The following is a 25,956-nucleotide window of genomic DNA, read 5'->3' as shown; positions in this document are numbered from 1 at the left end:
GTCCGAGACATGCATACGTATACCCAGCTCCAAAGTGTCTGCCCTTCCATCGAGCGAGTCAATGCTCATCTGCTGGTCTCCTGTCCGTATCATGCAGTGCTGAGATCTCTTTGTCCTGTGACGAGTCCTTCTATGGATGACCTCAACTTCGGCATTCAGTGAATCAATCTCCGTTGTTGCCTCTCATTCTCGGTCTCCAGATCCTCGATCACACCCGGATATATTGTCAAAACGGCTCATCCCGATGTCTTCTTGTGCGTCTCATAATCTCCCTTTAGTTCAATGTTTGCCGTTCCAGCTCATGCCCTTCCGAAGCGACATACTTCTGTTGAGCTGCTCCGCTAGCCCCCTCCACCTGTATTACGGGGATAATGCTTTCCTCCTTGTGCACGTAGCTATCGAGCCAGTCGGCGAACTGCTCCTCCGTCGGGTACTTCCCACGACGGAACCACGCTTTTAGCTGTGCTATTGTCCTTATTGCCATAATCTCGGGGTATTATTTATGTCTACTTAACGCGCATTTATGTATGCCAGCACATATATTGGGGGGCGGTTCTCGTGAGCTCTCACCCTTGCCATAGTCCAGTGTGTTTATCCCATGAGGTGAACACTCGAATATTGTTGTGGCATTAGGCCAGGAATTGCTGCCGTGCCCTTTCCAGTCTCCGCTTCCCCCTTTCCACAGCATTCTCCTCATGGCTGTGACGGGGTATTGTCTCCTCCGTGAGCGTCACTTTCTTCAGTCCGCCGCCGGTCCCGGGGCTCTCATAGTCCCGTCACTGTCATGGAGACCGACAACGAAACGTCCCCTCAGGTCAGTACCCTGAAATAACCATCCTGGGTCGTGTACCTTACGCCGTTCGCGTTTACCGCAGTGTGTTGAATGTCGAGCCAATGGCATTGAACAGCTCCGGATGATCGGACTTCCTTAATGGCTGTCCGTCACATAGCACATAGCCTTGTGGCACCCGGAACCGGCCCACATCTGGACTATCCCCAACGGGTGCCGGCTGAACGGCCGCCCAGCTCATTGCGGAGCGACCGGTTCTCGTCCATCAGTCCCTTTATGCTCTTAATGTCTGTGAAGCTCTCCCAGTGTAGTTTTCCTCTCCTATGCCGGGCGCAAGACTCCGGCGCGTGTAGGCTTTCGGGTAGTCCGTATTATTGCACTTACCGGGATTGCTTCTTGTTTCACATACATGCCGCTTGTGGTCGGTCCGCCATCCCAGGGCAGAACCTCACCCTCCGGCGCGTTCTTGGTCCTTACGAATACATAGCCAGCCCCCTGCGGTCCCCTCGCTGTTGGGCTCGCAACCCCAGAGAACCACACGGTCGCCTCCTATGTTGCCGGCAATGGCTGCAAGTGCCACCATTTTTTGCAATAGTCCAGCGTCTCGCAGTCCAGAGGAAAATCTTTGTTTGCCTGTGTCAGAAAATTACCTAATATTTTGTCCATTGTCATTTATGGTTTTATAGCGTAGCGTTTGCCCGCCAGTTTATACATGTTCAATATTGCCCGTAGTCTCTTTCCGTCTCGGCCGTCCACAGTTCCTCCGGCACCGTCACCCAGAAGTCATAACCGCTCGTGCCGTTGAATCCCTCCCGGTGTATGCTCACCCGCGCCCCGCGCCTCCCGCGGCACCATCACCCACCCGTCCATATCGCGAAGCCATACCGCCGCAGCTTCCCGGTTTCCGACACTGTCGCTGTCCTCTATCTCTATGCGGCGCAGTCCCGGGTCAAACTCATCATTAAGTGCCCCGCACAGCTGCACACCTGCCCGTTATGTCTCAGCCGGTAAGCTTGTTGCGCTCCTGTATGCGCGCAGCTCCTGGAGCAAACGCCCCAGCGGGCTGACCCCGGCATATATCAGAGCCCCGGAAAGCGGGCGCCGTAGCCACGTCGGCAATGTCAGCAGCGCCAGCCGCTTGATATTTACGTTATAGGTTCTGTCAGCCTTGTTCGTCATACGCTTTCATGTTTACAGTTATCGCCCCTGGTCTGAAATAGCCCGCTGCGGGGGTCAGACGCGCGTTAATCTGTGTCGTTGTACTCTCGTTTACGGCCTGCGCGGTGCTACCCCGCAACTCCACTATTTTCACCCCCTCTACCTCTTGCAGGCGGTCAACGAGGGCCATATTCGTATATTCGCCGTTAAAAGGCAAATTCTCAATATAATCGCAGATCACATCACGGCATGCGGTTTGAACAACGGCAGGATCCAGCATAGCATTGTAGTAGATATCCACAGTACAGTCGAATGTATCCGCCTCCATATTCACAAGTGCGGTGCGCACGCCGGCATCCTTAATCTCGTTTATATAGGCTTTCAGCTGCTTTTCCTGTTCCGCTGTTATCGGTTTGCGCACTCCGCCACTCTCTCCGGCTACTTTTATTGTCAGCAGACTGGCATCCTTGCTCTCCATAGCGACCGCATGTTTTACGACACACGCCGCCGCTATATCCCCCTCAGTCATTCCGGTAGTGTCGTATGTGTCGCTGTCCTGTTCAAGCTCGTGGCCTGCCATGAAGCGGAGCACCTTATCGCGGTACCATTTCGGGCGGTGGGCTATAAGTTCCTCCAGTTCCGCCGTTACCTCCGCTTTGTGCCTGCTTACAAGCTGCTCGACGCTCCAGGCACAGACCGCCCAGACATAAAGCAAAATATTTTCAACACTTGCCGCACCGAATATGTCGCCGAACTCTGAGCCCGGGGTAAACCCGTACAGTTCCGCCGCAGACTCATTGCGCATAAACTCGCGTGCGATCTCTGTTTTAATTTCGTTAATATTGCGTGCCATTTTACTACTCATTTAATAGCTGTTTAATCGATTTTTAATCGCTCTGCCTAAGCAGAGAAATGCTGTTTAACTCACGATAAAATCTATTTCAATGCCCATAAAGCCAATACCGCCGTAAGGGCAAGCCGCCATATCTTCCGGGCTTATTTCGGTTGCCGGCTCCACCTTGTGCGCCTTGTAAAGTTCAACGGTTCGGGTGTCTCCACCCTCCACCGGTACCGGAACTATCAGCACACTCCCATCCTCCAGCCGGTCGGTTATGCTCATACCGTTAGCCTCTGCCAGTGCGAGCACCGTTTCAATGTGTCCGCCCGTTTGCAGGGCAATATCAAGCAGTGTTTGCCTCTCTTTCGCTGTCGTTCTCATCGTTCTATGCTGATAGTTCCGTCAGTCTCCATTACTACACGCTCACAATCGACCCCGCAACCGCGTAACATCTGGCGAACCTCACCGGGCCACATTACATCGGGCTGACCGGCGCGAAGTCTGCCGGCTTCACCGCCTAAAAGGGGGTGCTCCTTAATGTCTCCGCGCATGGTGGTGACAACCGCCTCGGCGGTTTGCCCCTCGGTGTCTCCAATCGCTATGCGGCCGTGTTCGGTCAGCAGGTCGCCGGTGATACTGTCAATTAACATGCCTTTCATCGCTGTTGTTATTTTTTCGGTTGCTCATAATCGGTGCTGAATATCTCGTAATCTTCATCGCTGACCGCGCTGATTTCAACTACCTGATAATTGGCTTCTGTCATTTGGCTGAGGGAATAACTTCTAATCACAAGCCGCCCGATATTCAAAGCGTCTAAAAATTCGCTGTGAACTCTCAGAGCCTCATTTGCTTCCAACAGCTTGCGAACTTCCCGCACCTCATTGGTCGGCCATTTATCGGCTATCTCTCCACCCTCGACACATTGCAAGCCCAGCACGATATTAACCGCCCAATCGCCGGCGTTTATATACTCTTTCACCGTGCCGTCTCTACCGGTCAGAGCCGTGCTTATAATCCTATGTTCTCGGCTGGCTGCTGCCACTGCATCGGCAAATGTCAGCCCCACGCCGTTTTCTCGCTCCAGTCTGAGGGGGCAGAGTACCCAGCGCCCCTCCCAATATTCCGGGTCGGTGATAGGCTGCCCAATCTCGTGCACGGTTATGCCGTCACGCTCAGGACTTCCGCCCAGTTCCTTGAAGCGTATAAGTTTTTTAGCCATGTGCTGCCCCCAGCTCATAGCTGCAAGATCTATGCTGACAGGTAATTTTTTACCTCCTAAGCTCGGTTGTGGAATTAGGCTCATGACATTGCTAATTGTGTGTCGTTTAGCGCTCCCATAAGGGTCTCCAAAATAACAGCCTTGACCTTTTCGGTACTTTCGCCGACGGTCGCGGTGTGTATCTCGAAGCGCTCGACAAGTTTGTCAATATTTACAGTTATGTTTCTTATTTTTCCGCCTCCGTCACTGCCGGATCCTTTGCCGCCTGTTCCACTCGCACCGCTCAGAGTGTTGCCGGTGGGGTTGACTTCCGGAACAGTCACCCCCGGAACCGTCGCACCGCTTCCGTTGGTTGTTGGCTTGTTTCCTTTGGGACTCTTTTTGCCCTCTTTTTGGGCGGACTCTGCCATTTCGGCATTGTAAGCCTCATTAAACGCCTGACCCACCTGTTTGCCGTAGTCACTGAAACCGGCTTTTAACTTTTTCAGGGCTGCATCTATTCCGGAGGGGGATAAATTGAACGCTGCTTTTATCAGGTCGCCGATTGCTCCAAAAGTGTTTTTAGCAAGTTCGCCGATACCGGTAAAACAAGCCTTGAACGCCGCCCATGTCCCTTTGAGCACTGCCCGGAATTTAGCCGACGTGTTCCAGAAGTAAGCACCTATCGCTATCAATGCAGCAATGGCCGCAGCTATCCAGCCAACAATCGGAATGCTCATAATTGCGACCGAAACGGCGCGACAAGCTGCCGAGGCAGTAGTGGCAAAAGTTCCGAAAGCTGTTGAAGCAATGCCGGAGAATGTGGCGGACGCTGTGCCACTCGTCACAAGTGACAATATGAGTGCGCCCAGACCTTTCAGAGCGTTAAAAACTCCTACGGTGGCAAATCGAATTAACCCTATTGTTGCGCGTCCCATATTACCGATAAAGCCCAGTGATACCATGTTGGTAGTTGAGAGTGTGCCGTTCATCAGCGCGAAGTTAACGCCGGCTGCACGAACCCAACCCACAACACTGCTCCACATACTTGCCCATTTGAGATTTTTAATTAACAGCATTAGTCTCCAGCCTGCTGTAAGTAATGGGGCAAGTTGAGCAATCGGCACAAGTGCAGAAGTCAGGACACCGCACCATAACGAAAAATCGCCGGTGGCTTGGAATATGGTAATTTTGAAGTCCTCAAATTGTTGGTTTACTCGTGCCTGTCGCTCGGCATAGCTGTCCATGACAATAGCGGCCTGCTCGGTCGCGCTGTTGGTTCCAGTTACGGCGGTCGTGAAGTCTTGCAGGCTTTCGGTGCCTTGTATAAGGGCACGGGCGGCGTTGGCATTTTCCACACCAAAGAATTTTGACAACAGCGCGGAGTCGTTAAGCATCGGTTTCAGCATCTCGAGGCGCTCTTTAAGGCTCTTGGAGTTGTCGCCCAGAGCCACAACATCAATGCCGGCCTTTTCAAGCTCCTCCCGTGCCTGCTTCTCGACGAAGCGGCCTTTGCTGAGCTGGCCCAGAACGTTTCGCAATGCGACACCTCCCTCGCTGGCTTTTTTGCCCGCCTTGTCAAGTACCTGGATTGCGGCGTTTGTTTCCTCGAAGCTCACATTTGCAGCCTTGGCAGCCATACCGCACTGCTGGAGCGCCGCGCTTATCGCCGGAAGTTCCGCCGATCCTGCCTGTCCGGCTGCCGCCATTACGTTCATCATGCGCGCCATTTCCCCGGCTGCCGCCGTCGGGTCCTCCATGCTCACCCCGTACTGGTTCATCGCCGTGGTAAGCACCTGAGCCGCCGCCACGCCGTCCCCGCCCATCAGCTTGCTGGTCGTCTGTATGCAGTCGCCCATCTCCCTGAGCGCGTCCGGGTATTTGCCCAGCTCCGGCGTCAGCTGCGAGAGCAGCAGTTTGTAACCCTCAACCGCCACGGCGGCGTCAGTGCCGAACGCCTTTGCGCTCTGCCGCGCGAATGTCTCGATCTGTTTCAGACCCTCGCCCGTAACGCCAGCAACAGCGCTTAAATCGTGCATCTGGCTGTCCAGCTTTATGCCCGCACTGCTCAGACCGCCTATTGCCTCGCTTAGGTTCCGCGCCATGTCCGTAGCGTATGAGAACGTGGCAAGCGACGCAGCAAAACTGCGCCCGCGACTTTCGGCGACCTCCGCCCTTGCGGAAAATTCGCCGGCCGCTGCGCTCATGCCGCTTATCTGCGCCACAAAATTGCCGCCTATCCTAAAAATGTAGTCAAATACGCTTGCCATGTCGTTTTTATTCGCTATATTTGTAGCACCTTACCAAAGTAACAAGACCATGTTTACCAAAATAATCATATCAGTTTTGGCCCTGCTGTGGAAACTCTTCGTAGTCCTTGGCTTTATCGGCTTGTTCATCTGGCTGTGGCGCGGGTTTCGGAGCATGGTTAAGGGCGACGGCCCTGGCTCGCTGCCCTGGCTTTAGGGCTTCTCTCCGAACAATGACGCGATAAGTTCTGCCCGGTTCCGGTTCCTCCATCGCTCCAGCCATAGTGCCTCGCAGTAGAGCCGCGCCCATTCCTCCTCCGTCTCAATCTTTTCAATATCAATGTGCAGGTTAGCCCGGATCAGGGCGCACCCCTTGGCGAAGCCGTCCTCCTCGTCAGACTCCGCCAGTGTGTGCGCCTCTACAAGTTTTTTATTAGACCCTGGAAGCCGTTGAGCACTTCACCCAACTTCTTTTGAACAGCCATGAAGAGCAGCGCATCGGTGCGCAGTTCCTTACTACCGCCCAGCCAGCAGTTGTCGAACATCACTTTACCGGCTTCCACTTCGTCGCTTTTTGCAACCTTGGTTACAGCCTTGAGAGTCTCCAGAGTGGGACGCTTGAAATAGCCGATATGCACCTCGTCGCCGTCCTGAATTTCAACTGCGAAACTTTTGCGGTGCTGAGCCTTGAAAGCGTCAACCTGTGCTTCGGTCAAATCGCCGTTAAATACTTTAGGGGTGTTGTTAACCTTTTCCATGCTTTTTAATCGGGGGTTAAATGGTTTTTTAATCGATTTTAAATCGCTCTGCCTAAGCAGAGAATAACTGTTTAAGTTTGATTATTAGTGACCGTTAAGGGGGTCAGCCCTTAACGGCCTTAAAAGGGTGCGAAATGGGGATTATGCAGCTTTGCCCCATTCGATATGTGAGGGAACGAGCGGAAGTTCTACCTCCTGCCCGGTGTCTCCCTCTTTCCACTTGCGAGTATTGCTTGAAATATGGCAGTTGCGGATCTTGTCAGTTACCACGACCCCATTTTCAGGCAAATAACTCACCTGTATTTCAATGGGTGGGAGGTCTTGCAGTCGTCCGTTCACGCTCTGGGATTGAAGCGCCACAACTTCCTCGTGGTAGAGGGTAATTTTAGCGGAGGGGGTTATACGTCCTTTTGCACGTCCCACCGGGTGACGCCCTGCGCCCCACTTGTTAACGATTTCCTGCTCATCGCCATACTCCACACCTGTAATGCCGGTAACAGGCACACCGCCGACAAGTACGACAATATCAGCCCACGCAACTAACATGCCGTTAACCATAGGCACGCCGTTTTTAATGCTTACGTTCATTGCTTTTGCCTTTTGTGTTTAGGTTATACGGATTTAGCGAACCCGATTTTAATTCTCACATGTCGCATAACCGGGACTGCAACATTCTTGATTACGAACTCTACCAGGCTGGTGCTTGCGACATCCTGCTCCGGGTCTATCTCAACTTTGTAGCCGCTAAGTTCCCCGGCTCGTTCCATAGCCTCGAGGGCTTGGTTTGCCACAGTTTCCAAATGCGCCACGGTATAGCTTGCCAACTGTCCGGTGGAAGCGTCAACATATACGTTGCCGCCGAGTTCCGGCTTTACGTATGTGCGTATGCCGCGCACAGCCTTATCCATAGTTCGCACGCTCTCAATGGCTGCGTAGTCGCTGATTGCGGAGTCCATTGTGTGGCTGTCATTCATATAGCTTCCGGCTTGCCCGGTATGAGTGATAAAGAACAGATAACGCGCCGTGTCAAGTGTCTCGAGCAATGCTTTATCCACATCGCGCAACAGTGTACCGTCACCGAAAGCCGGGAGACTTACACCGGTGGGGAACTCTTTGATCCATGCAATACACTGGTGAACCTTTGCGCTGCTAAGCAAGCCCATAACGACACCCAGACCGCTGACGCTTGCTTTCCCGGTGTTGGTCTTGTCGTTAAACAGGTCTGCTCCTTTGCCGCTTCCTGCCTGACCTATCACCACGCTGACGCGGCTTTTATTCTCACCCGCAAGGTTAACCGGCATTGTGTTGAGCGTGCCCACTTTCGGGGCGTACACGACAGACAGTTCCGCCTCCTCCCCGGCAAGTGCGTCCGCGACACCCTGCAGGGCCGTGAGGTCGTCACCGCTAAGGGTGCGGTCGCCACACCATACGCCGATCTGACGGATACGGCCGGCCGCAAAGTTCTGCACTGTCTTAAGCTCGGCGAATGTCTGGGACTCACCCTGCGGCTTCTCGAAGATCGCCACATACAGGCTTACAGCCGGGTTAATTCGGTAAAGTTCGCTGAGCTGATAGTGAAGCACACGCACGCCCCAGCTTGCTGCATCCTCCTTAATACCCGCAGCCTCCGCCGCGTCAATGGTGCTGAGTGGCTGCACGTGGTCGGTTTTGAACGCGGCCGGAATATCTGCCGCCGGAAGATAGACCACAAAACCGGTTATATGGTCCTCACCGGGCAGAGACTTGGGGACATTGCCGTTCTGTCTCTGTATATTCAGACTTGTTGCCATTACGCTTCCACTTTTAAGGGTACTGCCGAAAATCCCAGACTTTTGCCGTGGTTTCGGGCGTCAGTTTCCTGTTTGAAACACTGGCCGTCGGCTGTCACCCATACTGCCGGGAGACTGTGACGCCGGCACGCTGCTTTACCCACAGCAGTAAGGGCGTCAGTTTCCGCCTTTGCTTTGGCGCGGGCTGCTTTCAGTTTTGCGACCAGTTCCGGCTCGGGCTGGTTCTTGCCTTTGCCTGACTTTTTCGCCGAAGCTGTCTCTAAGGTTGCCGCGACGTGTGCCATCTCCTCCGCAGTGACGGCGCCGGCTTCATTAATCGTTGCCAGATTTTCCGCTGCGATTTCGGCTGTGGTCTTTTCTTTTGTTTCGTTGCTCATATCTTTTTACGTTTTAGATTATATATTTTCCACCCTGCTACTGACAGGATCAGAACTGCAGCCAATATCAGGGTGGCGACTTTCAACCGTTCCCACAGGCTCGGGGCTTTGGTAGCTGTTACCGTCACTTCGTCAAGCGTGCCGCCGTCAATGGTCTGCACCGCTTCGGTTTCGGTCTCGGCTTTCTCCTCGGCGGTAATATCTGCCGCCTCATTACTCTGCTGCTCCTCGCCGTGGGTCTGCCGGATCTTGGCTTTTAACGGTCTTTGTCCGGTGTCCGGGTCGGGTTGCTTTTCAGTGTCGTAGACCTCAATCTCCGTAACCGTCAGCCCCCGGGTTTGGGTCTCCCTCGTCAGGGTCGCCTCTTGGTGTTGGGTGTGCACCTCGCAACCTTTGGCGCTCGTCGTCACATGCTCCGTTGTTTCCGTCCTGGTGTGCTCCGCGACCTTTCGGTGTGAGCAGCAGCTCGAATTTGACAGGGCAGCTATCAATATGACGACAGCCCCAAATGCGCTCCAGTGCGTTGTTGAGTCTTTGCACATCTTTGCGTAAGTTAGTTATTTCGGCTTTGAGCGGCGGCACAATACTTTCCATCAGTATGTCCGCAGCCTTTCGCACGTTTTCAAGCTCATTGCTTTTGACCTCTGCGAGCTTATTATTCATTTCAGCCCTCAGCGTCTTAAGTTCAATGCGGTATTTAGTGCGCTCCAGTTTGCGGCCAACCCATGCCCCTACGGGACCAGATACCGCCGCAACAAGCGCCGATACTATGATTGTTATTATTTCGCCGCTCATTCATTGTTCCAATGCTTTGTCGGCTGCGCTCGGCATAGCCGGAGCAAGCTCCGCTCTGCTCTCACTGGCACGACAATTCATATTGTTACTGTTTAATACCCACTTTTGTGAGCCATTTTTTTACATCGAAGCCGGGGCACGGTTTATTAGCAAATTCGTTATGACCGTGAACAGTAGCGCCGGGGTATTTCTTGAGAAGTTCTTTAACCAACTTTACAAGCGTAGCCTCTTGTGCCGGGGTTCGTGTGTCCTTCCCGATATTTTGCCAATTCGGGGTCTTACGTGGCGGACATCCGCCAACGTAACACACACCGATTGACCGCGTATTATGTCCGGTGCAATGCGCTCCGGCCACTGCCTCGGACCGCCCGGGGCGGATTTCCCCGTTTAGTCCGATAACATAGTGGTAGCCTATATCAGAAAAGCCACGCGCCAAATGGCTTGCTTTTATCCGGGTATTTGAAAACTCCTCACCCTCCGGCGTTGCCGTATAGTGCAGAATGATTTCATCGACCTTGCGCTTTCCGGGTGTCGCGCCCATAGCTGCAAGTGTCTGCGCTCCGGCTATTCCGTCAGCCGTTAACCCCTTACGCTTCTGAAACTCTTTGACGGCTTCCTCGGTCAACGGTCCGAAAATACCGTCAGGTATGAGGTTTAACCGCTGTTGCAGGGCTTTTACCTCCGCGCCTCTGCTTCCTTGTTTCAGTGTAGCCATAGGTTTTTTACGCTTTTGCGCTGACTATTGCCATACGACAATTGGTCTCAGACAAAGGCAGACAAATGCCGTACTGGTCAAAGTTAACGAGGTTGCGGTGGTTCTGAGGGTCGTTCTCGGCTTTACTCCAGTAGAATGTTGTTGAGCCTGCGGCTTTCATCATTCTGCCGGCATAGAACGCAACGGAGCTCTGCGAGTCGGTCGCACCGGGAACAGCACCCCATGCAAGTTTTTTACCTGCCGAGTTGTAATAGGGTGTGCCGTCATATTCGTAAATGTCAAAACCATACAGGCGGCCGATTTTGCCCTCGGTCTGGTTAATGTTGTAATGGTCTTTGAAACGCTGCTCTGTCTGGAGCAGGTCGTTCACATGGTCGGAACAGAGCACCAGCACGCGATCCTGCTTGGGTATACCCATTTTGTCAAAGCTCCTTTTGACTGCCAAAAGGTCAGCCGAAGTCATGAGCTTGCGACCCTCTACAGCTTCGCCGGTAGTGAAAAGCACAGGCACGCCGGTTTTATTCTCATCCGGGGCAATGGCGTGTATTGCACGCTGACCGAACGCCTCGACCAATACATCGCGGTGGCGTTCCTGAACGCTTGCCATTTTGTCGTAACTGATAGCGTGCAGCTCATCATTGGTCACAGGGGTTGCCTCGGTTGTGAACTTGTCAAGACTCACAGGCTTGTCCGCATCCTCCAGAGCAGTAACAGGAATTGGGTAGGTGGTATTATTTACAAGCACCGTGGGGTCACCGCCGATTTCAACGAAGTGGATAACGTCGTTATTTACATACTGGTTATAACTGCGGATTCTTGCAAGCCAGCCCCACGACTCCAGGGCGGTGCGGAACTGTTTGATCTGCTCACCGGTCCATATCTCTTTGAGGACACCGGCACGGAATGAACCCGCGGGGGCTGCCTGACCTAATGCAAGTGCCAGAACATTGCCGGCGATTGCTCCGGTTTCAGGGGCGCAGCCGATTGCCACAGCACAGGTAGCGCCGGCGGCGGCATTGAACGCAACGGCCATAATCATGCAGCTGACTATGCCGAGCAGCTTCTTAAAAAAATTGCTTTTCGATTTCATTGCTGTTGTTGATTGTGTTTATAGGGTTTATTTATTCGCTTAGGGGCGGGCAGTCTACGCCGTACTCTTCTTTATACAGGCGCATATATTCCGCGGGCTGGTCTTTGCGGAGTGCAATGAGTTCGCTCTGCGGCACTTCGCTTAACTTGGTGTATTTCTTAGGCTGTTCACCTGCACCGGGGGCACTCTGTTTGTTCAGGTTCAGTGTGTCGGTGGGCTTCTGCTGTCCGGGCATAGCCTTGAATGTGTCTGCGAGCATTTCTGCGCCGGCGGCTTTACCGAGCTTAATGTAATGTTCACGCTGCGCCGCTAAAATCTTTCTGTCGGCAATAGCCTGATCCACGTACTGAGTTACGGACGCAAGCTGCAAAGTTTCGGCGCTGTCCGCCTTGGTTTTCATCAGCTGGAGCGCGGCTGTTACCTGCTCGTCGGACGCATCCTCGGGAAGTCCTAAGAGGATTAACTGGTCTTTGTTCATCGCTGTTTTTATTATTTTATTATTGTTATTGATTTCCTCCCCCTCGCCGGGTTCATTCTCCGGCGCGGGCTTGGGTTCGTTCAGTTTCAAGAGCGGAAGTGTCGGGGCATCCTCACCGGCGGCGAGCTTCAACTGCTTGCCGTCTGCTCCACAGAGTTGCAGGGCTTCATCATTGCCGCCAATATCCACAATGCTAACCTCGATAAGTTTGCACCGTGTCACCGTTGCACGTGTCTGCCCTTCCAATGCTAAAGCCGGGTCTGGGTTCACTTCGGTAGGCTCCAGGGCTGCCGAAGCCATGCGCAAAAATCCGCTTTCCCATTTGCTCTCTATCTTCCGGGCAAATTCATCGTTTTGGTCAAATATCGGGGTGCCTATCAGCTTCCCCTCCTCAACTCTGAGGTTGTCAATTTTGCCGATAGGCATTGACTGACCGTCGAAAGCACGGCGGTGCATCCATAGCAAAACCGGGTTGCGCTTGAACTGCTCCAGGTCTATGCCCGAAGTCAGCACACGCGTGCCGTAGCTGTTTACTGCCTCAGTTGAGATTATTACTTCTTTCATTGTAGTTGTCTCGTTTCACTTATCGTGCTTGCCACGCTTTGTATTTTAAAATATTAACTCTCGCAAAGAAAATGCCCGGGGCACTTAGGGGCTTGGTCCGGAGGTGGTGGGTGTGTCCCCTGTGCCCGGGGCGGTTGTCCTAATCTTTTTTACCTTGGTGGCGGAGGCAGGACTCGAACCTGCGACCTTTGGGGAATGAGCCCAATGAGCTACCGGCTGCTCTACTCCGCTAATCGGCTTGCCGCTTTGCTATGCAAAGAATGTATTTAAGTCGTTCAGCGGTGCAAAGTTGAGCATTGTTCACAACCCTAACAAAAAGAGTGTAAAAGTTTTACACTCTTTTTTACCATAGCACTTTTTTACCCCAACTTTGCAGTGTGAATTATCGTGCAAACCGAACGCAGAGCGGAGTTTACTCCTGCTATGCTGAGGTGCCGCCGATAATGCGAAATATCGAAAACGCCCCCGCAGTGTGGGTGTTAACTTAAATTCTCGGTTTATTATGAATGGCAACTAAAACCAAAAAGGAACGCGAACAGCAACGCGAACACGCGCGCCTCCTATATATGCAGGGGGAGCCTCAGAAGTCTATTGCTGAAAAAGTCGGCGTATCTGCTCAGACTGTCACAAAATGGGTTGCGGAGGGTGGCTGGGAACAGGCACGAGCCGCCGCCAACATTACGAGACAGGAACTGGTTAATAAAATTTTTAACTCCATAAATGTGTTACTGGAGGATTTGGCAAATGACCCCAGCCCGGAGAAAACAGCCGCCAGCGCTGACAAACTTGTGAAGTTTGCCGCCACTGTTGAACGCCTCGACAAAAAAACTTCCGTGGTTGACATTATAGAGGTATTTATGGCTTTCAGCAAATGGCTGCAATATCGTATGAGCTTCGACCCGAATGTCACCCCGGAACTGCTCAAAACCATTAACCATTATCACGACCTTTTCATCTCTGAAAAATTAAAAGAGTCTTTCTAAAGTATGACAAAAGCGGAATTAAAAAAAGCGATTGAGGAATGGAAACAGCACTGCGAAACGGTGCAGGCTGCCACTTCCATTAACATCATAGAATCGCCGGCACAGCGTCTCGCGCGCATTGCCCGGCTGCGCTCTGATTATACCGCTTTCGTTGATTACTATTTCCCACACTGGACTATTAACCCCGAAACCGGGAAAGCTACCCCTTGCGCTAAATTCCACATTGACGCGGCCAATAAGATAAAAGCCAACCGAAACCTCAAAGCCGGTTTTGTCTGGCATCGTGGTGCGGCTAAGTCTACCAATATGGACGTATTTGTCCCTATGTGGCTAATGTGTCAGGAACGCCGCGAAATTAACGTTATGGTCATCGTCGGCAAGTCTGAGGATAACGCTAAAACTCTGTTGGGTGACATTCAGGCGGAGTTACAGTACAACCAGCGTTATATTGCCGATTTCGGGGAACAGTACAACGCCGGATCCTGGGAGGAGGGAGAATTTGTAACGCAGACGGAAGTCGCATTTTTTGCCCGTGGTCGCGGTCAGTCTCCGCGTGGTCTGCGCTACCGCTCACACCGTCCGGATTACATCGTTATTGACGACCTCGACGACGACGAACTGGTGGAAAGTCCGGCGCGTGTCTCTAAGCTGTTCGACTGGGTGCGCTCGGCTCTGTTCGGTACTCTCGACGGTGGGCGCGGCCGCTTCTTTATGGTCGGTAATATGATTGCCAAAAATTCAGTGCTGGCGAAGTGGTGCGATATTAAGAGCGTACACGTTACCCGTGTAAACATCTACGACAAAAACGGCGATATTTCCTGGGCTGCCAAATGGACCCCGGAGGAAGTGCAGGCAATTGCCGACGTCGCCGGTTATCGTGCATTTCAAAAAGAATACATGAATAACCCGATAATTGAGGGTGCAGTGTTCCGCAACGAGTGGATCCGCTGGGGTAAGCGCCCTGCCTGGTCTAAGTTCTCGGAAATTGTGCTTTATATCGACCCCAGTTTCAAAGGCTCAAACAAAAATGACTTTAAGGCGGCGAAACTCTGGGGGAAAGCCGGGACTCAGCTCTGGCACCTCCGTGCTTTTGTCCGTCAGTGCTCCGTTGCCGAAATGGTACGCTGGTGTTACGACCTTTACGAATGGGCGCGCGCTCAGGGTATCGCCGTGCGCTGGTACATGGAGGCGAATTTTATGCAGGACACCATCCTCGATGAATTTATGCGAGAGGGTGAACTTCGCGGCTACCAGCTCCCAATGACCGGCGACAAGCGCAAAAAGCCTGACAAGTTCCAGCGCGTTGAAGCTGTTTCGCCACTGTGGGAGCGTGGGTTCGTCTATTACGACGAGAGCCAGCGAGACGACCCCGATATGCTCGCCGGCATCGACCAGACCCTCGCATTTGAAAAGGGTATGCGCGGACACGACGACGCACCGGACGCCGACGAGGGCGCTATATGGATTTTACAGAGAGATACCCGACAAAAGAAAATTGTTTCATCCACTTCAATAGGGTTGCGACCTAACGCAAAAAATGTATCATGGTAATATTTGAATACTTCCGCGCCCTCCTGTTCGACTGGCGCAAAAAACGCGCGATCCGTGAAGCTCAGCGCTCCGCTGACCTCCACCGTAAAAAATTCCTGGTGCTTGTGCTTCATGGGCGCCCGGTCTGCGTATCTATGCAGGGCGTTAAAAAAATGATCCGGCAAAAGCGCCTCCCCGGCCTGACTGCCGAAAAAGCCCGCGAAATTGCAATTTATGAAGCTATGCCCAAAACTTCCGGCCTATGTTCCTGACTCTTGACGACTACCGGGGCGTGTGCGACGAATACGAGCTCAAGCAGATAACACAGAACGAAGAAACACGCCTGACCGCCGAAGCCGCCGCCCTGGAGCAAATCGGTTCTTATCTGCGTTATCGCTACGATATGACCCGGGTATTTGCTTCTGAGGGCTCAGAGCGTAACGCTATGCTCGTACAGTGCGCCGTAAATATTTCCCTTTGGCTAATGGTTCACCGTCTCCCTCAGAATATGGGACACGAACGCCGGGAATGTCTCTATAACGACGCTATCAAATGGCTTCGCGATATTCAAGCCGGCAAAGCCTCCCCCGACTTACCTCTCTATGAGAGTGAGGACGGGGACGACGCACGCAACCCGGTGCGCTACGGCTCTATGAAACCAAACAGATACGACTATTAAACACCCGTTAAATACCGTTTAACCCATGTTTAAGCTGTGTGCTAAAATTGAGATAACCGGCGAGCGCTGCTGGGACATCGGCTTTGTCTCGGCGGTGGAGATTGTACGCGACACTGAGAAGCTCACAGCCGAAGCCAAAATAACACTCCCTAAAAAAATGAAGTGGAACGGCTCGGCTGAAATTCCTGTGCATCGTGGCGACTCCGTGCGTATTTATCTGGGATATAACGGTAATTTACAGCTTGCTTTTGTGGGTTATGTCCGTGACGTAGGCTTCAAAACTCCGGTTGTCATTACCTGCGAGGATGATATGTTCAAACTCAAACAAATGCCGGCACAGAAAAAAGCCTACCGCTCTGTTACTATTGAAACGCTTCTTAAGGATCAGGGCATAACTTACCGGCTCAATGTTATGGGCGAACAGTCGCTCGGTGCTTATCGTGTCACCGCTGACACTGTGGCCGCTTTGCTCGGAAGATTATCAGAACAGGGCATCCGCTCATTTTTCCGATATGAGAACGGCGAGCCGGTTCTTTACTGTGGCGTGCTCTTTGACCGCGACAGTACTCCCTCGCAAGTGTTCCGCTCCGGGCTTAACATCATTTCAGACCAGAGCCTCCAGCAGCAAAAGGCTGAAAATATGCGCCTGCGCGTTAAGGCGGTCAGCCTTATGCCGGATAATAAAAAAATCAAAGTTGAGGTCGGCGACGCCGACGGCGAACACCGCACGCTCCACACCTACAACAAAACCGAAAGCGAGTTAAAGGCGTGGGCCGAACAGGAAATTAAACGCCTTAAACGCGACGGCCTCACCGGCTCTTTTACGACTTTCGGGGCTTCGCTTGTTGACTGCCTCGACGCTATCGGGCTAATTATCGACGGCAAAAAAGCCGGAGTCTATCAGGTCAAAAAGAATGTAATTAAATACGGCACGTCCGGCTACCGTCAGGAAATAACGCTCGGGCTGCGTGTCGGCGACTAAATAAACAGTTATGGCAGATTTACGAAATATCATCAGAGAACTGGCAAAGACCGACGGCGAGACTGTCGCGCTGGTCTGCACCGTGGACGCCGTGGACGAAAAAGCCCGCACAATCGACTGCACCCCGCTTAATGAGGGCGCCCCGTTGCTCGGTGTCAATCTACAAGCAAATCAGGGCGCGAATTACGGCTTTTGGCTTTATCCGGAAGTTGGCAGTTTTGTTATTGTCGGCTTCGTCGCAGACGGTGCCGCCGGGGTGGTTCTGAGCACTGAGAAAATAAAACAGGCCGAAGTCGTCATCGGTGACACCTCCGCCGTCATGGACGCTGACGGCTGCCGTATTAAAACCGCCAATATGTCCGCCAACATCAACGCCGACAATATAATTTTTAACGGTGGCAAACTCAACGGCCTTGTTAAAATCGACGACCTCACAAAGCGGCTTAACACAATCGAAAACGAGATTAACAAGTTAAAGGGTATTATGGCCGGTTGGGTCCCTGTTGCTCAGGACGGCGGCGCAGCTCTTAAAACTGCCGCTGCCGACTGGAGCGCCGACACCCTTTTGCTGACAAAGCGCAGTGATTACGAAAACGAAAAAATTAAGCAATGAACGGACTGCAAATAGACACAACAACCGGCGACCTCCTTGTCGCACCCTCCGGCGCGCTCATCGCCCCGGCTGACTCTTTCATTGCTGAATTTGTCATCCGCTCCCTCCGCGGCGACATCAAGGAACACCCCCTCCTCGGTGCAGAAGCGCCCCTAATGCTCGCCGGCACTCCCGACCCGTTCTGGCCGGGCAACACTAAAAAAATGCTGCAAGCCTGCGGCCTCCCTGTCTCTAACCTCACACTATCCCCCGACGGGGTGGTTATAATCTCTTAGCCTATGCAGTTTATTGTTTCAGACCGTCAAACACTCCTCGACGCCGCAGTTATCGCGCTTGGCTCGGTCGCCGGTGTGTTCGCCCTCGCTCAGCGCAACGACATCAGTATAACGGCCACACTCGCCGACGGCCTCCCGCTCATCTTTGAGCTCGAGGACGTTGTGGCCCCGGCTGTCCGCTCGGCCTATGCCGTGCAACACATCAGCCCTGCCACCGACATACCCCGCGCCGATTATCTGGAGTTGCTCTACCAGACCGGAACACGCCGCCCGCCTGTCGCCCAGAAGTTCGACCCCGATAACGTCGGCATTGTGGTTGACAAAATCGACGAAGTGATCGCCGACCTTAACGCCGGCCGACCGCTCAACATTCAGAGCAAAAACGAACTTACACGAATTTTTCAGGACCCTTTCGACGAGGTGTTCTCTTAACTCTTTTAATCCCTCAAAATGGAACCACTCACCCAAAACGACCTCAAGCAGCTTGACACGGCCGCGCTGCTGCTTCAAGCTCAGGCCATACGCGACGCGGTGGCCGCTAAAACCGTGTCGGCCCGTCAGGTTGGCGAGCTGTTCTGCGGCCTCATTGAAGCCTGCGACGACATCAACGCTGCCGTCAGCCTCTTTTTATCGGTCAACCTCCCGGAGATTTTGGCCGACATCGACAAACGGCTCGCCGGGGCTGACACTGCCGCAGCCGACACACGCGCGGAGCTCCAAAAGTCCGAAGCCGCCCGCGCCCGTATCGACTCGCTCATCTCCCAGCTATCCGGCCAGAGCCTCGCGGCTCCGCTCCGTGTTGACATCATCAGCGCGCCCCGTACTGTAACGCTCGCCAATCCCGTGCGCCAGCAGATACGCGCCCGCCTGTTCCCCAGCTTCGGCCTCGGCTCTGTCCTCTGCATGGGCGACCACCAAGCCCTCGACGTTTCGCCCGACGGCTTCATCACCCCGCTGCGTCTCGGCCGCTCTTATGTCAATGCCGTGGCTACCTCCGACACATCGGTTTACAAAACACTTTGCATCGATGTTGTGCCACCGCGTTGCCGTCTCACGGCCTCCGGCGCGCTACGTCTCGACGGCAAAGGTAATTTAAGACTCACATAATGGCAACCGAAACACGACATATAAACTACAAAAGCGACTTTGTCCTCCGTGAGCGCTTCCGCGACGCTGCCGGCAAAATCGTGCCACTCCCCGACGGGGTGGACTTTGTGCTGACATATACAGTTAAGCACGGCCATACTTTCACGGCCTCGCGCTCCGGTGACGCTTATAAAAATTGCCTGCCCGACGGTGACGCCCTGCTTGTCATTTTCAAGGATCACGGCTTATGTGAGGGCACGCTGCGCCGTGAACTGCATTTGCAGCTAATTAACGACCTTATGCCCGACGGCCTGCAAAATGTATATTACCCCGCCGACCCCGGCGTAGAGCTCTGGCAGTTCGCCACCGACTCCCCGGGCGTCGTGGAGTGCGACCTGTTGGCGGCATACACCCGCGGCCTGCCGTTCACTTATGAGGATTTCACGCCGGAGCAGTTGGCCGCCCTCAAAGGCGACAAGGGCGACCCGTTCACATGGGCCGACTTTACCCCCACACAGATTGAGATCCTGAAAAAGCCGGCGACCGAAGCCGCCGACCTCGCCAACACAGCAGCCAAAAAAGCAGACACCGCCGCAAATGAGGTGCGCGAACAGGCGCAAAAACTTGCCGACACATCGTCCGAAGCGGTCAAGACTTGCAATGCTGCCACCCAAGCCTCAAAAGCCGCCACAGGGGCCGCAGAAACAGCCACAGAGAACGCCCGCAACGCTGCCACGGCAACCAATGCCGAGCGTGAGCTTACAGAACAGAGCCGCCAACGCCTCGAAGCCGTGCCCGACCGTGCCGAACAGGTAGCCGCGCCAATTCCCGACGGGCTGCGCGTCATCAGCCCGGGCGTTGTCACTCTTGGCAACGACGTGCCCCAATATATCCGCGCCCGGGTGCTTCCCGCCGGTGCGCTTCAAAATGTAATTTTTCAGGCTTTCGGCGGAGCTGCCGGAGTGGAGCCCGACGGGCGTGTGCTGCCATTCCGCCCGGGTGTCGCCCAGGTGCATGTTATCCCCACGCTCGGCACTCGCTTTTACCAGACTGTTGAGCTGCGCGTTGTCGCTCCCTCCCTGCGTCTGGCCGCCCCGGGCGCGCTCCGCCTCGACTCTGCCGGCAATATTCGTTTAACTTGACATTTCACCGCAATGGCTAATTTTTTAGATAACATCCGCGACTATTTCAGCCGCCCCACACGCTCCCAGCTTCAGACGCTGGCGCGCGCCGTCGCCTCCAAAAAGGGGGTGCAGATTTCGGCAATGCTCCAGCAGCAGTCCGACTCCCTGACAAAAAAGGACATTGCCGACTGGCGAGCCGCTAACCAAATGGCTATCGACTACGAAAACCCAAACCGTTGCCGCCTTTATGATATTTACGCCGATTGCGTCCTCGACGCCCACCTCTCCGGCTGTATCGCCCAGCGCAAGGGCAAAGTGTTGCAGAAAGATTTCCGCCTCGTGGACCAGAACGGCAAGGAAAACACCGCCGCCACCGAACTGCTGCAAAGTGAGTGGTTCGCCGATTTCCTCAGCCTGTGTCTGGATTCTATCTACTGGGGGCCGACCCTCATACAGTTGGGCGACATCATACGCGACGGCGGCCCGCTCCGTTTCAATAATGTGGAGCTTGTGCCGCGTAAGCATGTCATCCCTGAATATGGGGTTGTCGTGCGCTCCCCCGGCGACGACTGGCGCGGCGGCATTTCCTACCGTGAGGGCGACGTGGCTAACTGGTGCGTGGAAGTGGGCAAGCCGCGAGACCTCGGCCTGCTACTGAAGTGCGCCCCCTCATGTATCAGCAAAAAAAATATGCTGGCCTACTGGGACGTATTCGGCGAGATCTTCGGTATGCCTATGCGCATAGCCCGCGTTAACTCTCTCGACGAAGCGGAGCGCGCAAAGGTGGAGGCGTCTCTGCGCGACATGGGCGCGGCTCAGTACATCGTGGCGAGCGACGGCACCGAAATTGAAATTAAGGAAAGCAGCCGCGGCGACGCTTACAACGTCTATGACCGCCGCGTGGACCGCTGTAACTCCGAACTGTCTAAGGTGGTGTTAAATCAAACAATGACTATTGACTCCGGCTCCTCGCTCTCGCAGTCAGAAGTGCACCTTGAAATTTTTGAGCGCACCACCGAAAGCGACGCCACAATGTGCGCCCACATCATCAACGGCCGGCTCCTCCCGCTCATGGTCCTGCACGGCTTCCCGGTCAAGGGCCTGCGCTTCCAGTGGAACAATGCCGCCGCGTTCTCTCCGGCTGAAAACCGCGAAAACCTGCGCCTCGTACTTGAATATTTCAACGTGCCGGGCGAACACATCACCGAAACACTCGGCATCCCGGTGGAGTCTCCGCGCGAAGCCAAAACACAGCCCGACCGTTTTTTCGACTGAGCCGCACCCGGTCGCTTCTGGGAGTGGCCGGGCTGCGGCGCTCATATCTCGCGTTTAACGCCGCTTTGGGCGATTTGTATAGCGACGACCTCCTGCGACTCGCAGACGCGCCAGACAAGCCCGATTTTGACGACACGGCATTTTTTGACGCTGCCGGCATGGTCTATAATGCCGGTGGCTTCGACGCGTCGCAACTTTCCACCCCCGAAGCGCGCCGCCTCATCGCAGAGACTCTCAAGCAGATTAACCGCGCCATTTCCTCCGGCGTCTCCTATGAGGTGCCGGAAACGGTGCGCCATGCCCTCGAAAACAATGCTTTTATTTTCTCCGGCTTCAAGGCTTACCACACGCTCCGCGAGGTGGGCTTGTCGCTCACTACCGACACCGGCGAAATAAAGCCCTTTGAGCAGTTCCGCCGCGACGTGGAAAAAGTCAACAACCAATATAACCACAATTACCTTTATGCGGAATATAACCACGCGGTCGGGGCTTCTCTTATGGCTGAACGCTGGCAAAAGATTGAAGCCGACGGCGACAAATACGACCTGCAATACCGCACGGCCATGGACGACCGTGTGCGTGAGGATCACGCCATTCTACATAACTTGTCGTTATATATAGTGATTATCTTTCTGATATTTAAGAGCATAGTCCTATTGCTTTGTACGAAATATGTACGATTTAGATAAAATGGGGATAACGAACGAAAGGGATTTGGGAATTTTTAGCAGTTGTTAGGGATTATTATTTGCGGTTGATTTCGTCTTTTGATGGCCTGAATAGGTCGATTGATGTGTCATATTATTACATGGACTGGGGAAAAGAAACAGAATTGTGAGGTTCGGATGCAGATTTTTCTTTTGCCCCGCCATTCTATGTATGTGCGTTGGAACGTGAGTATAGTTAAGTATGGATGTATATACATAGACCTATATTATAATCCCACTTTGGGCTTAAAATATTCACCGGACAGCAAATGGAAGATTACAAATTTACTTTCATATTCTGTGGCAAGTCCTCAGAAATACAGTCCTGTATGGCAGTATTCTCAAAGATTTTTTGTAACTTTGCATCGCAATACCTGTACGCGGAAGCCCGATAAGGTTGGCTCAGGTGCAAGTCTGAGCTACTGAAGGGTAATGCGGGCGGGGTTGTTGACATATTTTAATAGAGCGTCTTTGTGCGCTTTGTTCTTGACTCTGAGAAACTTTCCACAATCTCAATTCCAGTCAAAGACAAAGGCAACTAAGTCGCTCACGGATGGTAATAGTCCGCCATGTGTCATTTTGATACATGGTATTACTATATACCTATACGTGGGCTTCTGCGTTGCTCGTCTCGACTGGATAGGCACGTGGAAAGGCCGCTCGGAGTGGGACGAGCAAGGAAAGTGGATCCCACGTTTCTGTTTCTATATGCCATGACATTGTAAACCAATCAACCGAATAGGGATTCTTCGGGCGGACGATACACCGAAGATGAAATTAAAAAACAAGATAATATCTTATAGCGCAATCTCATGTTTGATGTTTTGCGTTGGAGTGTTTATGCAAAGTTGCGGCTCCAATGTGAACACTAATATGAATGAGCATTTCACTGAAGATGGATTCCTAATTACAGATAGTCTTGACACAAATTTCAACCGGGCGATGCCCTCGTCCGTTAAATTCTATGTTGAGGTTTCTGGGAGCATGAATGGATTTTTCAGAGCAAATAAGCCAACGCAGTTCAAATCCGATGTTTGGAATGTGTTGAATTCTTTTTCATCTCTTGCTCCTAATGTTTCGATTCTAACAAATGATGGCTCTCAAGGTGCAACACTTCTATTAGGAGACTTCAGAACCAATATGAACACAGGTGCTTTTATATCATCGGCCTCTACAAAAGTTCCCCTAATGCTTCAAACCATTATTGAGAATCTGAACACTGATGCGGGCGAGGTCGCTGTACTTATATCAGATATGAAATATAGTCCGGTTGGAGCAGCTGCCCCTTCTGTCTTAATGTCTCAATACACAACGGACATAAATGGTATCATTGGCAGATTTGGCAAGGCAATAAGTATTATTGGTGCCACTTCTGATTATTTAGATAAAGGCGGCAACGAGGTTTGCAAGAGATCTCCTTATTATTTCGTTATCCTCGGAGAACAAGAAAATGTTGCGGAGATAAGAAACTATATATCGTTGTTGCTTAAGAAAAAGGGGCATTTGGTTGATAATATTGAGAGTGGTTTTAATTACGGACACCCGGATTATTCATTCGGAATTTCCAACAAATGTTACCAATTCGAGAACGAACCTACATTTATCGGTTATGAAGAAGCCGATGATGTTGATACTTGCACAATAAAGCTAAAAGTTCCCCTTGAAAATTATCGTTGGCTAATGGCTGATGAAAATATTTTTCGGGATGCGCTTAAAGTAAGGTCTCTATACGGCTCCACCGTAAATATTGGAAAAATTGATATTGATGTCAAAGATGTAACCGGCTCTGACAAACAACTTAACCGTGAAGCAACTGCTACTATTGATTTGAAGATTTTCAATATGCCAACTGATTCGGAAGTAATTGAATGGAATCTCGAGTTACCCATTACAAATTACGCATTATTTAATGAATTCTTTGATGAGGCTGATGACGAGAATGACCCGAATAAATCATACTCTGTATTAGACTTTCTAACAGGAATTTTTCAAGGAGGAGTTGTAACACACGATATGAAACCGAACTATATACTCGTATCTAAAAACGATTAAAGTATGAAACTACTACCATTATATAAGTGGATTGTCGGCTCGCAAAACGATTTCACAAGACAGTTCCAAAATAATGACCAACTATTCAATCAAGCAAGGTCCTTTTGGAATAAGCTTGATGGATCAATGTGGATTGTGATTATTTGTATGCTCGTGTTAGGTATTGGTGTTGCAGCCTATTACTATACTTCATACAACAATGCTCCGGGACGACATTATAAACCTATAAAGTGGATTTATTTCTTAATAGCTACTTTCTTTTTAACATTGCTTTTCACATATGGTATTGAGTACCTTGTGTGTGAACCCAAATTAAACGGTTCTTCCACATTAGAATTTATGGTTGCCATCGGAAATGCACTATATGCCTGTATAGTTTATTTCATAACTTCTGTGATATGGTGTAATGCATTGCCAACTAACGCATATCGTCTCTTCAAATTCTAAATGACATGAAAAAGGTATTTGTTTTTTGCATAGGCGGAACAGGAATAAGGGTGATGAAAAGTATCACTATGCTTATGGCCGGAGGCATGGACACAAACGGATACGTTGTGGTTCCTATCATTCTTGATCCTCATCTTGATTTGGAAGAGAAGAAGAATCTTCATTCTTTAATTGCCGAATATCAAGAGATATATCGTCGTTCGATAAATAATGGCAATCAGACATTAAATCCTTTGTCTGGATTCTTTGGCTCGGACATTCGTACAATAGACGATTTGAATAACCAGACAAATGACACTCAGGAAACTGCCGGTAGTAAAGAGAAATTCAGATCATATATTGAGCTTGCCAATCTTGGGACAACCGACATCAATAATTTTTTAGTTGAGACCTTGTTTTCAACTAAAAATCTAAATAACCCCTTATCTGTCGGATTTAAAGGCAATCCTAATGTTGGTACTGTTGTCCTCGGCGAGATGATTGAGGGTGCTGAATGGTTCAAGTCGTTCAAACAACACTGTGAAAAAGATGACCGTGTGTTCATTATCAGTTCAATCTTTGGAGGAACTGGAGCATCTGGTTACCCCCTCCTTGAAAAGAAAATCCGTCTTTCTGAAAATGAACCCGCAGTTAAAAACGCTCTTATGGGGGCTGTTACTGTCCTGCCTTATTATGGGCTTAAGGATCCAGCGACTACTGGCAGTGACATTGATTCTGCGAACTTCTATACCAAGACCAAAGCGGCATTGGCATACTATCATGGGACAGTAAAAGCAGACTATCTATACTATGTAGGAGAAACGAGCCTTAAGCAAGTGTACGAAAATGATGAGAAGAAGCAAGATGACAAGGCAAATTTCATTGAACTTGTAGCAGCATCTGCTCTTTTCGATTTCCTGAAAAGAGGTGAGCCAACACGTCAACAGTTCCTTTCAAGAGCAATTGACGATGATAAAGAATCCTTGGATTTAGTCTCAATGGGGGCTGGTTATAAGGAACTAATCAAAAGTGTGGCTGATTTTATGCTCCTTAGATTACTTGTAGAGGAACTTCCGGAAGAAAGTTTCTTCCCGTTGAGTAAGAATAGAGGATTCAACTCATCATTCTATGGAGATTCCGCTTTCCAATCATTATTACGTTTTTGCAACGGTTATTATAATTGGTATTTGGAACTTGCACAAAACAAAAGAGCTTTCGCTCCTATCAATTTTGACAACCCAAAGAAAATGAGCGGATGGATAAAGACAATTGAGCTTGATGCCAAAGATGATTCTTATTATTTGCTTGAGATGACAAAAGTTAGTAATAAGAACAAGTCCAAGGACCATGAGAACAAATTCAGATTCTTTCTGCAATTTGCCTATGATGCCATAGATAAATACACCAAGAAGATTTACAAATAG

Annotated in this window: 32 protein-coding genes and 1 tRNA gene; 14 read left to right on the top strand and 19 right to left on the bottom strand. The window is 51.6% G+C overall.

Features of this window, described 5'->3' with window-relative positions:
- Window positions 1-274 precede the first annotated feature (274 nt).
- The 19 genes from EZ315_RS09865 to EZ315_RS09775 form a co-directional block, all read right to left on the bottom strand.
- Window positions 275-484 carry a hypothetical protein gene (locus EZ315_RS09865; protein WP_135471866.1) on the bottom strand — a complete coding sequence of 70 codons (210 nt, stop codon included), beginning with the start codon at window positions 482-484 and terminating at the stop codon, window positions 275-277.
- 382 nt (window positions 485-866) lie between these two features.
- Window positions 867-1,031: a phage tail protein gene (locus tag EZ315_RS16985; protein ID WP_135471865.1), complete on the bottom strand. Its 165-nt coding sequence runs from the start codon at window positions 1,029-1,031 to the stop codon at window positions 867-869.
- A gap of 207 nt (window positions 1,032-1,238) precedes the next feature.
- A complete protein-coding gene (locus EZ315_RS16865) occupies window positions 1,239-1,373 on the bottom strand; it encodes a hypothetical protein (protein WP_262709754.1) in 135 nt (44 codons plus the stop codon).
- 200 nt (window positions 1,374-1,573) lie between these two features.
- Window positions 1,574-1,774, bottom strand: a complete 201-nt coding sequence (locus EZ315_RS09855; RefSeq protein WP_135471864.1) for a hypothetical protein — start codon at window positions 1,772-1,774, stop codon at window positions 1,574-1,576.
- A 178-nt stretch (window positions 1,775-1,952) separates the two neighbouring features.
- The gene (locus EZ315_RS09850; RefSeq protein WP_135471863.1) at window positions 1,953-2,801 is read right to left on the bottom strand and encodes a hypothetical protein; all 849 of its coding nucleotides are present in this window, start codon (window positions 2,799-2,801) and stop codon (window positions 1,953-1,955) included.
- A 66-nt stretch (window positions 2,802-2,867) separates the two neighbouring features.
- Window positions 2,868-3,167, bottom strand: a complete 300-nt coding sequence (locus EZ315_RS09845) for a LysM peptidoglycan-binding domain-containing protein (RefSeq protein WP_135469417.1) — start codon at window positions 3,165-3,167, stop codon at window positions 2,868-2,870.
- Complete coding sequence (locus EZ315_RS09840) at window positions 3,164-3,445, bottom strand: hypothetical protein (protein WP_135469420.1); 282 nt, start codon at window positions 3,443-3,445, stop codon at window positions 3,164-3,166. The genes EZ315_RS09845 and EZ315_RS09840 overlap by 4 nt, the downstream gene beginning before the upstream one ends.
- Window positions 3,446-3,453: 8 nt before the next feature.
- Complete coding sequence (locus EZ315_RS09835) at window positions 3,454-4,089, bottom strand: DUF6046 domain-containing protein (RefSeq protein ID WP_135469422.1); 636 nt, start codon at window positions 4,087-4,089, stop codon at window positions 3,454-3,456.
- Window positions 4,086-6,254 (bottom strand): phage tail tape measure protein, encoded by a 2,169-nt coding sequence (locus EZ315_RS09830; protein WP_135469425.1) that lies wholly within the window; start codon window positions 6,252-6,254, stop codon window positions 4,086-4,088. The genes EZ315_RS09835 and EZ315_RS09830 overlap by 4 nt, the downstream gene beginning before the upstream one ends.
- 398 nt (window positions 6,255-6,652) lie before the next feature.
- On the bottom strand, window positions 6,653-6,991 hold the full coding sequence (locus EZ315_RS09825; RefSeq protein ID WP_135469428.1) for a hypothetical protein: 339 nt from the start codon (window positions 6,989-6,991) through the stop codon (window positions 6,653-6,655).
- 141 nt (window positions 6,992-7,132) lie between these two features.
- Window positions 7,133-7,579 carry a hypothetical protein gene (locus EZ315_RS09820; protein ID WP_135469431.1) on the bottom strand — a complete coding sequence of 149 codons (447 nt, stop codon included), beginning with the start codon at window positions 7,577-7,579 and terminating at the stop codon, window positions 7,133-7,135.
- A gap of 23 nt (window positions 7,580-7,602) precedes the next feature.
- Complete coding sequence (locus tag EZ315_RS09815; protein WP_135469434.1) at window positions 7,603-8,781, bottom strand: DUF2586 family protein; 1,179 nt, start codon at window positions 8,779-8,781, stop codon at window positions 7,603-7,605.
- Window positions 8,781-9,158 (bottom strand): hypothetical protein, encoded by a 378-nt coding sequence (locus EZ315_RS09810; protein ID WP_135469437.1) that lies wholly within the window; start codon window positions 9,156-9,158, stop codon window positions 8,781-8,783. The genes EZ315_RS09815 and EZ315_RS09810 overlap by 1 nt, the downstream gene beginning before the upstream one ends.
- Complete coding sequence (locus tag EZ315_RS09805; RefSeq protein WP_135469439.1) at window positions 9,155-9,541, bottom strand: hypothetical protein; 387 nt, start codon at window positions 9,539-9,541, stop codon at window positions 9,155-9,157. The genes EZ315_RS09810 and EZ315_RS09805 overlap by 4 nt, the downstream gene beginning before the upstream one ends.
- The gene (locus tag EZ315_RS09800; protein WP_175577975.1) at window positions 9,468-9,953 is read right to left on the bottom strand and encodes a hypothetical protein; all 486 of its coding nucleotides are present in this window, start codon (window positions 9,951-9,953) and stop codon (window positions 9,468-9,470) included. The genes EZ315_RS09805 and EZ315_RS09800 overlap by 74 nt, the downstream gene beginning before the upstream one ends.
- An 85-nt stretch (window positions 9,954-10,038) precedes the next feature.
- Window positions 10,039-10,668, bottom strand: a complete 630-nt coding sequence (locus tag EZ315_RS09795; protein ID WP_135471546.1) for a peptidoglycan recognition protein family protein — start codon at window positions 10,666-10,668, stop codon at window positions 10,039-10,041.
- A 7-nt stretch (window positions 10,669-10,675) separates the two neighbouring features.
- Window positions 10,676-11,758 carry a hypothetical protein gene (locus tag EZ315_RS09790; RefSeq protein ID WP_135469442.1) on the bottom strand — a complete coding sequence of 361 codons (1,083 nt, stop codon included), beginning with the start codon at window positions 11,756-11,758 and terminating at the stop codon, window positions 10,676-10,678.
- 31 nt (window positions 11,759-11,789) lie between these two features.
- Window positions 11,790-12,800 carry a hypothetical protein gene (locus EZ315_RS09785; RefSeq protein ID WP_135469445.1) on the bottom strand — a complete coding sequence of 337 codons (1,011 nt, stop codon included), beginning with the start codon at window positions 12,798-12,800 and terminating at the stop codon, window positions 11,790-11,792.
- Window positions 12,801-12,955: 155 nt separating this feature from the next.
- Window positions 12,956-13,031: transfer RNA gene (locus EZ315_RS09775), tRNA-Met, on the bottom strand.
- A gap of 275 nt (window positions 13,032-13,306) precedes the next feature.
- Here EZ315_RS09775 and EZ315_RS09770 point away from each other — a divergent pair.
- The 14 genes from EZ315_RS09770 to EZ315_RS09705 all read left to right on the top strand — a co-directional run bounded on the left by EZ315_RS09770 (window position 13,307) and on the right by EZ315_RS09705 (window position 25,956).
- Entirely contained in the window at window positions 13,307-13,783 is a 477-nt protein-coding gene (locus EZ315_RS09770) for a terminase gpP N-terminus-related DNA-binding protein (RefSeq protein WP_135469447.1), read from the top strand.
- Between the two features lie 3 nt (window positions 13,784-13,786).
- Window positions 13,787-15,334, top strand: a complete 1,548-nt coding sequence (locus tag EZ315_RS09765; RefSeq protein WP_135469450.1) for a hypothetical protein — start codon at window positions 13,787-13,789, stop codon at window positions 15,332-15,334.
- Complete coding sequence (locus tag EZ315_RS09760) at window positions 15,328-15,585, top strand: hypothetical protein (RefSeq protein WP_135469453.1); 258 nt, start codon at window positions 15,328-15,330, stop codon at window positions 15,583-15,585. Before EZ315_RS09765 ends, EZ315_RS09760 begins: the two co-directional genes overlap by 7 nt.
- Window positions 15,576-15,992, top strand: a complete 417-nt coding sequence (locus tag EZ315_RS09755) for a phage protein Gp36 family protein (RefSeq protein ID WP_135469456.1) — start codon at window positions 15,576-15,578, stop codon at window positions 15,990-15,992. Before EZ315_RS09760 ends, EZ315_RS09755 begins: the two co-directional genes overlap by 10 nt.
- A 25-nt stretch (window positions 15,993-16,017) precedes the next feature.
- Window positions 16,018-16,974, top strand: a complete 957-nt coding sequence (locus EZ315_RS09750; protein WP_135469459.1) for a hypothetical protein — start codon at window positions 16,018-16,020, stop codon at window positions 16,972-16,974.
- A gap of 10 nt (window positions 16,975-16,984) precedes the next feature.
- A complete protein-coding gene (locus EZ315_RS09745; RefSeq protein ID WP_135469462.1) occupies window positions 16,985-17,587 on the top strand; it encodes a hypothetical protein in 603 nt (200 codons plus the stop codon).
- Window positions 17,584-17,862, top strand: coding sequence for a hypothetical protein (locus EZ315_RS09740; RefSeq protein WP_135469464.1), 279 nt, complete (start codon window positions 17,584-17,586; stop codon window positions 17,860-17,862). The genes EZ315_RS09745 and EZ315_RS09740 overlap by 4 nt, the downstream gene beginning before the upstream one ends.
- Before the next feature lie 75 nt (window positions 17,863-17,937).
- Complete coding sequence (locus EZ315_RS09735; protein ID WP_135469467.1) at window positions 17,938-18,294, top strand: hypothetical protein; 357 nt, start codon at window positions 17,938-17,940, stop codon at window positions 18,292-18,294.
- 114 nt (window positions 18,295-18,408) lie between these two features.
- On the top strand, window positions 18,409-18,969 hold the full coding sequence (locus tag EZ315_RS09730) for a hypothetical protein (RefSeq protein ID WP_135469470.1): 561 nt from the start codon (window positions 18,409-18,411) through the stop codon (window positions 18,967-18,969).
- Window positions 18,969-20,090, top strand: coding sequence for a hypothetical protein (locus EZ315_RS09725; RefSeq protein WP_135469472.1), 1,122 nt, complete (start codon window positions 18,969-18,971; stop codon window positions 20,088-20,090). The genes EZ315_RS09730 and EZ315_RS09725 overlap by 1 nt, the downstream gene beginning before the upstream one ends.
- A gap of 12 nt (window positions 20,091-20,102) precedes the next feature.
- Complete coding sequence (locus EZ315_RS09720; protein ID WP_135469475.1) at window positions 20,103-21,347, top strand: phage portal protein family protein; 1,245 nt, start codon at window positions 20,103-20,105, stop codon at window positions 21,345-21,347.
- 65 nt (window positions 21,348-21,412) lie between these two features.
- Complete coding sequence (locus tag EZ315_RS09715; RefSeq protein ID WP_135471862.1) at window positions 21,413-22,036, top strand: hypothetical protein; 624 nt, start codon at window positions 21,413-21,415, stop codon at window positions 22,034-22,036.
- A gap of 891 nt (window positions 22,037-22,927) precedes the next feature.
- Window positions 22,928-24,106 carry a hypothetical protein gene (locus tag EZ315_RS09710; protein ID WP_123399948.1) on the top strand — a complete coding sequence of 393 codons (1,179 nt, stop codon included), beginning with the start codon at window positions 22,928-22,930 and terminating at the stop codon, window positions 24,104-24,106.
- A 452-nt stretch (window positions 24,107-24,558) separates the two neighbouring features.
- Window positions 24,559-25,956 carry an FtsZ/tubulin family protein gene (locus tag EZ315_RS09705; protein ID WP_123399952.1) on the top strand — a complete coding sequence of 466 codons (1,398 nt, stop codon included), beginning with the start codon at window positions 24,559-24,561 and terminating at the stop codon, window positions 25,954-25,956.

This window comes from Duncaniella freteri, assembly GCF_004766125.1.
In the GTDB taxonomy this organism is placed as follows: domain Bacteria; phylum Bacteroidota; class Bacteroidia; order Bacteroidales; family Muribaculaceae; genus Duncaniella; species Duncaniella freteri.
Note: the sequence above shows the minus strand (reverse complement) of the source record. Positions and strands in the feature narration are given on the sequence as shown.

Coding starts and splice junctions, on each gene's coding strand:
- EZ315_RS09865 (WP_135471866.1), bottom strand. CDS start 484: ATGGCAATAAGGACAATAGCACAGCTAAAAGCGTGGTTCCGTCGTGGG.
- EZ315_RS09705 (WP_123399952.1), top strand. CDS start 24,559: ATGAAAAAGGTATTTGTTTTTTGCATAGGCGGAACAGGAATAAGGGTG.
- EZ315_RS09810 (WP_135469437.1), bottom strand. CDS start 9,158: ATGAGCAACGAAACAAAAGAAAAGACCACAGCCGAAATCGCAGCGGAA.
- EZ315_RS09800 (WP_175577975.1), bottom strand. CDS start 9,953: ATGAGCGGCGAAATAATAACAATCATAGTATCGGCGCTTGTTGCGGCG.
- EZ315_RS09825 (WP_135469428.1), bottom strand. CDS start 6,991: ATGGAAAAGGTTAACAACACCCCTAAAGTATTTAACGGCGATTTGACC.
- EZ315_RS09750 (WP_135469459.1), top strand. CDS start 16,018: ATGTTTAAGCTGTGTGCTAAAATTGAGATAACCGGCGAGCGCTGCTGG.
- EZ315_RS09740 (WP_135469464.1), top strand. CDS start 17,584: ATGAACGGACTGCAAATAGACACAACAACCGGCGACCTCCTTGTCGCA.
- EZ315_RS09820 (WP_135469431.1), bottom strand. CDS start 7,579: ATGAACGTAAGCATTAAAAACGGCGTGCCTATGGTTAACGGCATGTTA.
- EZ315_RS09830 (WP_135469425.1), bottom strand. CDS start 6,254: ATGGCAAGCGTATTTGACTACATTTTTAGGATAGGCGGCAATTTTGTG.
- EZ315_RS09845 (WP_135469417.1), bottom strand. CDS start 3,167: ATGAGAACGACAGCGAAAGAGAGGCAAACACTGCTTGATATTGCCCTG.
- EZ315_RS09790 (WP_135469442.1), bottom strand. CDS start 11,758: ATGAAATCGAAAAGCAATTTTTTTAAGAAGCTGCTCGGCATAGTCAGC.
- EZ315_RS09770 (WP_135469447.1), top strand. CDS start 13,307: ATGGCAACTAAAACCAAAAAGGAACGCGAACAGCAACGCGAACACGCG.
- EZ315_RS09745 (WP_135469462.1), top strand. CDS start 16,985: ATGGCAGATTTACGAAATATCATCAGAGAACTGGCAAAGACCGACGGC.
- EZ315_RS16865 (WP_262709754.1), bottom strand. CDS start 1,373: ATGGTGGCACTTGCAGCCATTGCCGGCAACATAGGAGGCGACCGTGTG.
- EZ315_RS09725 (WP_135469472.1), top strand. CDS start 18,969: ATGGCAACCGAAACACGACATATAAACTACAAAAGCGACTTTGTCCTC.
- EZ315_RS16985 (WP_135471865.1), bottom strand. CDS start 1,031: ATGAGCTGGGCGGCCGTTCAGCCGGCACCCGTTGGGGATAGTCCAGAT.
- EZ315_RS09815 (WP_135469434.1), bottom strand. CDS start 8,781: ATGGCAACAAGTCTGAATATACAGAGACAGAACGGCAATGTCCCCAAG.
- EZ315_RS09710 (WP_123399948.1), top strand. CDS start 22,928: ATGAATGAGCATTTCACTGAAGATGGATTCCTAATTACAGATAGTCTT.
- EZ315_RS09755 (WP_135469456.1), top strand. CDS start 15,576: ATGTTCCTGACTCTTGACGACTACCGGGGCGTGTGCGACGAATACGAG.
- EZ315_RS09760 (WP_135469453.1), top strand. CDS start 15,328: ATGGTAATATTTGAATACTTCCGCGCCCTCCTGTTCGACTGGCGCAAA.
- EZ315_RS09795 (WP_135471546.1), bottom strand. CDS start 10,668: ATGGCTACACTGAAACAAGGAAGCAGAGGCGCGGAGGTAAAAGCCCTG.
- EZ315_RS09720 (WP_135469475.1), top strand. CDS start 20,103: ATGGCTAATTTTTTAGATAACATCCGCGACTATTTCAGCCGCCCCACA.
- EZ315_RS09840 (WP_135469420.1), bottom strand. CDS start 3,445: ATGAAAGGCATGTTAATTGACAGTATCACCGGCGACCTGCTGACCGAA.
- EZ315_RS09765 (WP_135469450.1), top strand. CDS start 13,787: ATGACAAAAGCGGAATTAAAAAAAGCGATTGAGGAATGGAAACAGCAC.
- EZ315_RS09835 (WP_135469422.1), bottom strand. CDS start 4,089: ATGAGCCTAATTCCACAACCGAGCTTAGGAGGTAAAAAATTACCTGTC.
- EZ315_RS09785 (WP_135469445.1), bottom strand. CDS start 12,800: ATGAAAGAAGTAATAATCTCAACTGAGGCAGTAAACAGCTACGGCACG.
- EZ315_RS09850 (WP_135471863.1), bottom strand. CDS start 2,801: ATGGCACGCAATATTAACGAAATTAAAACAGAGATCGCACGCGAGTTT.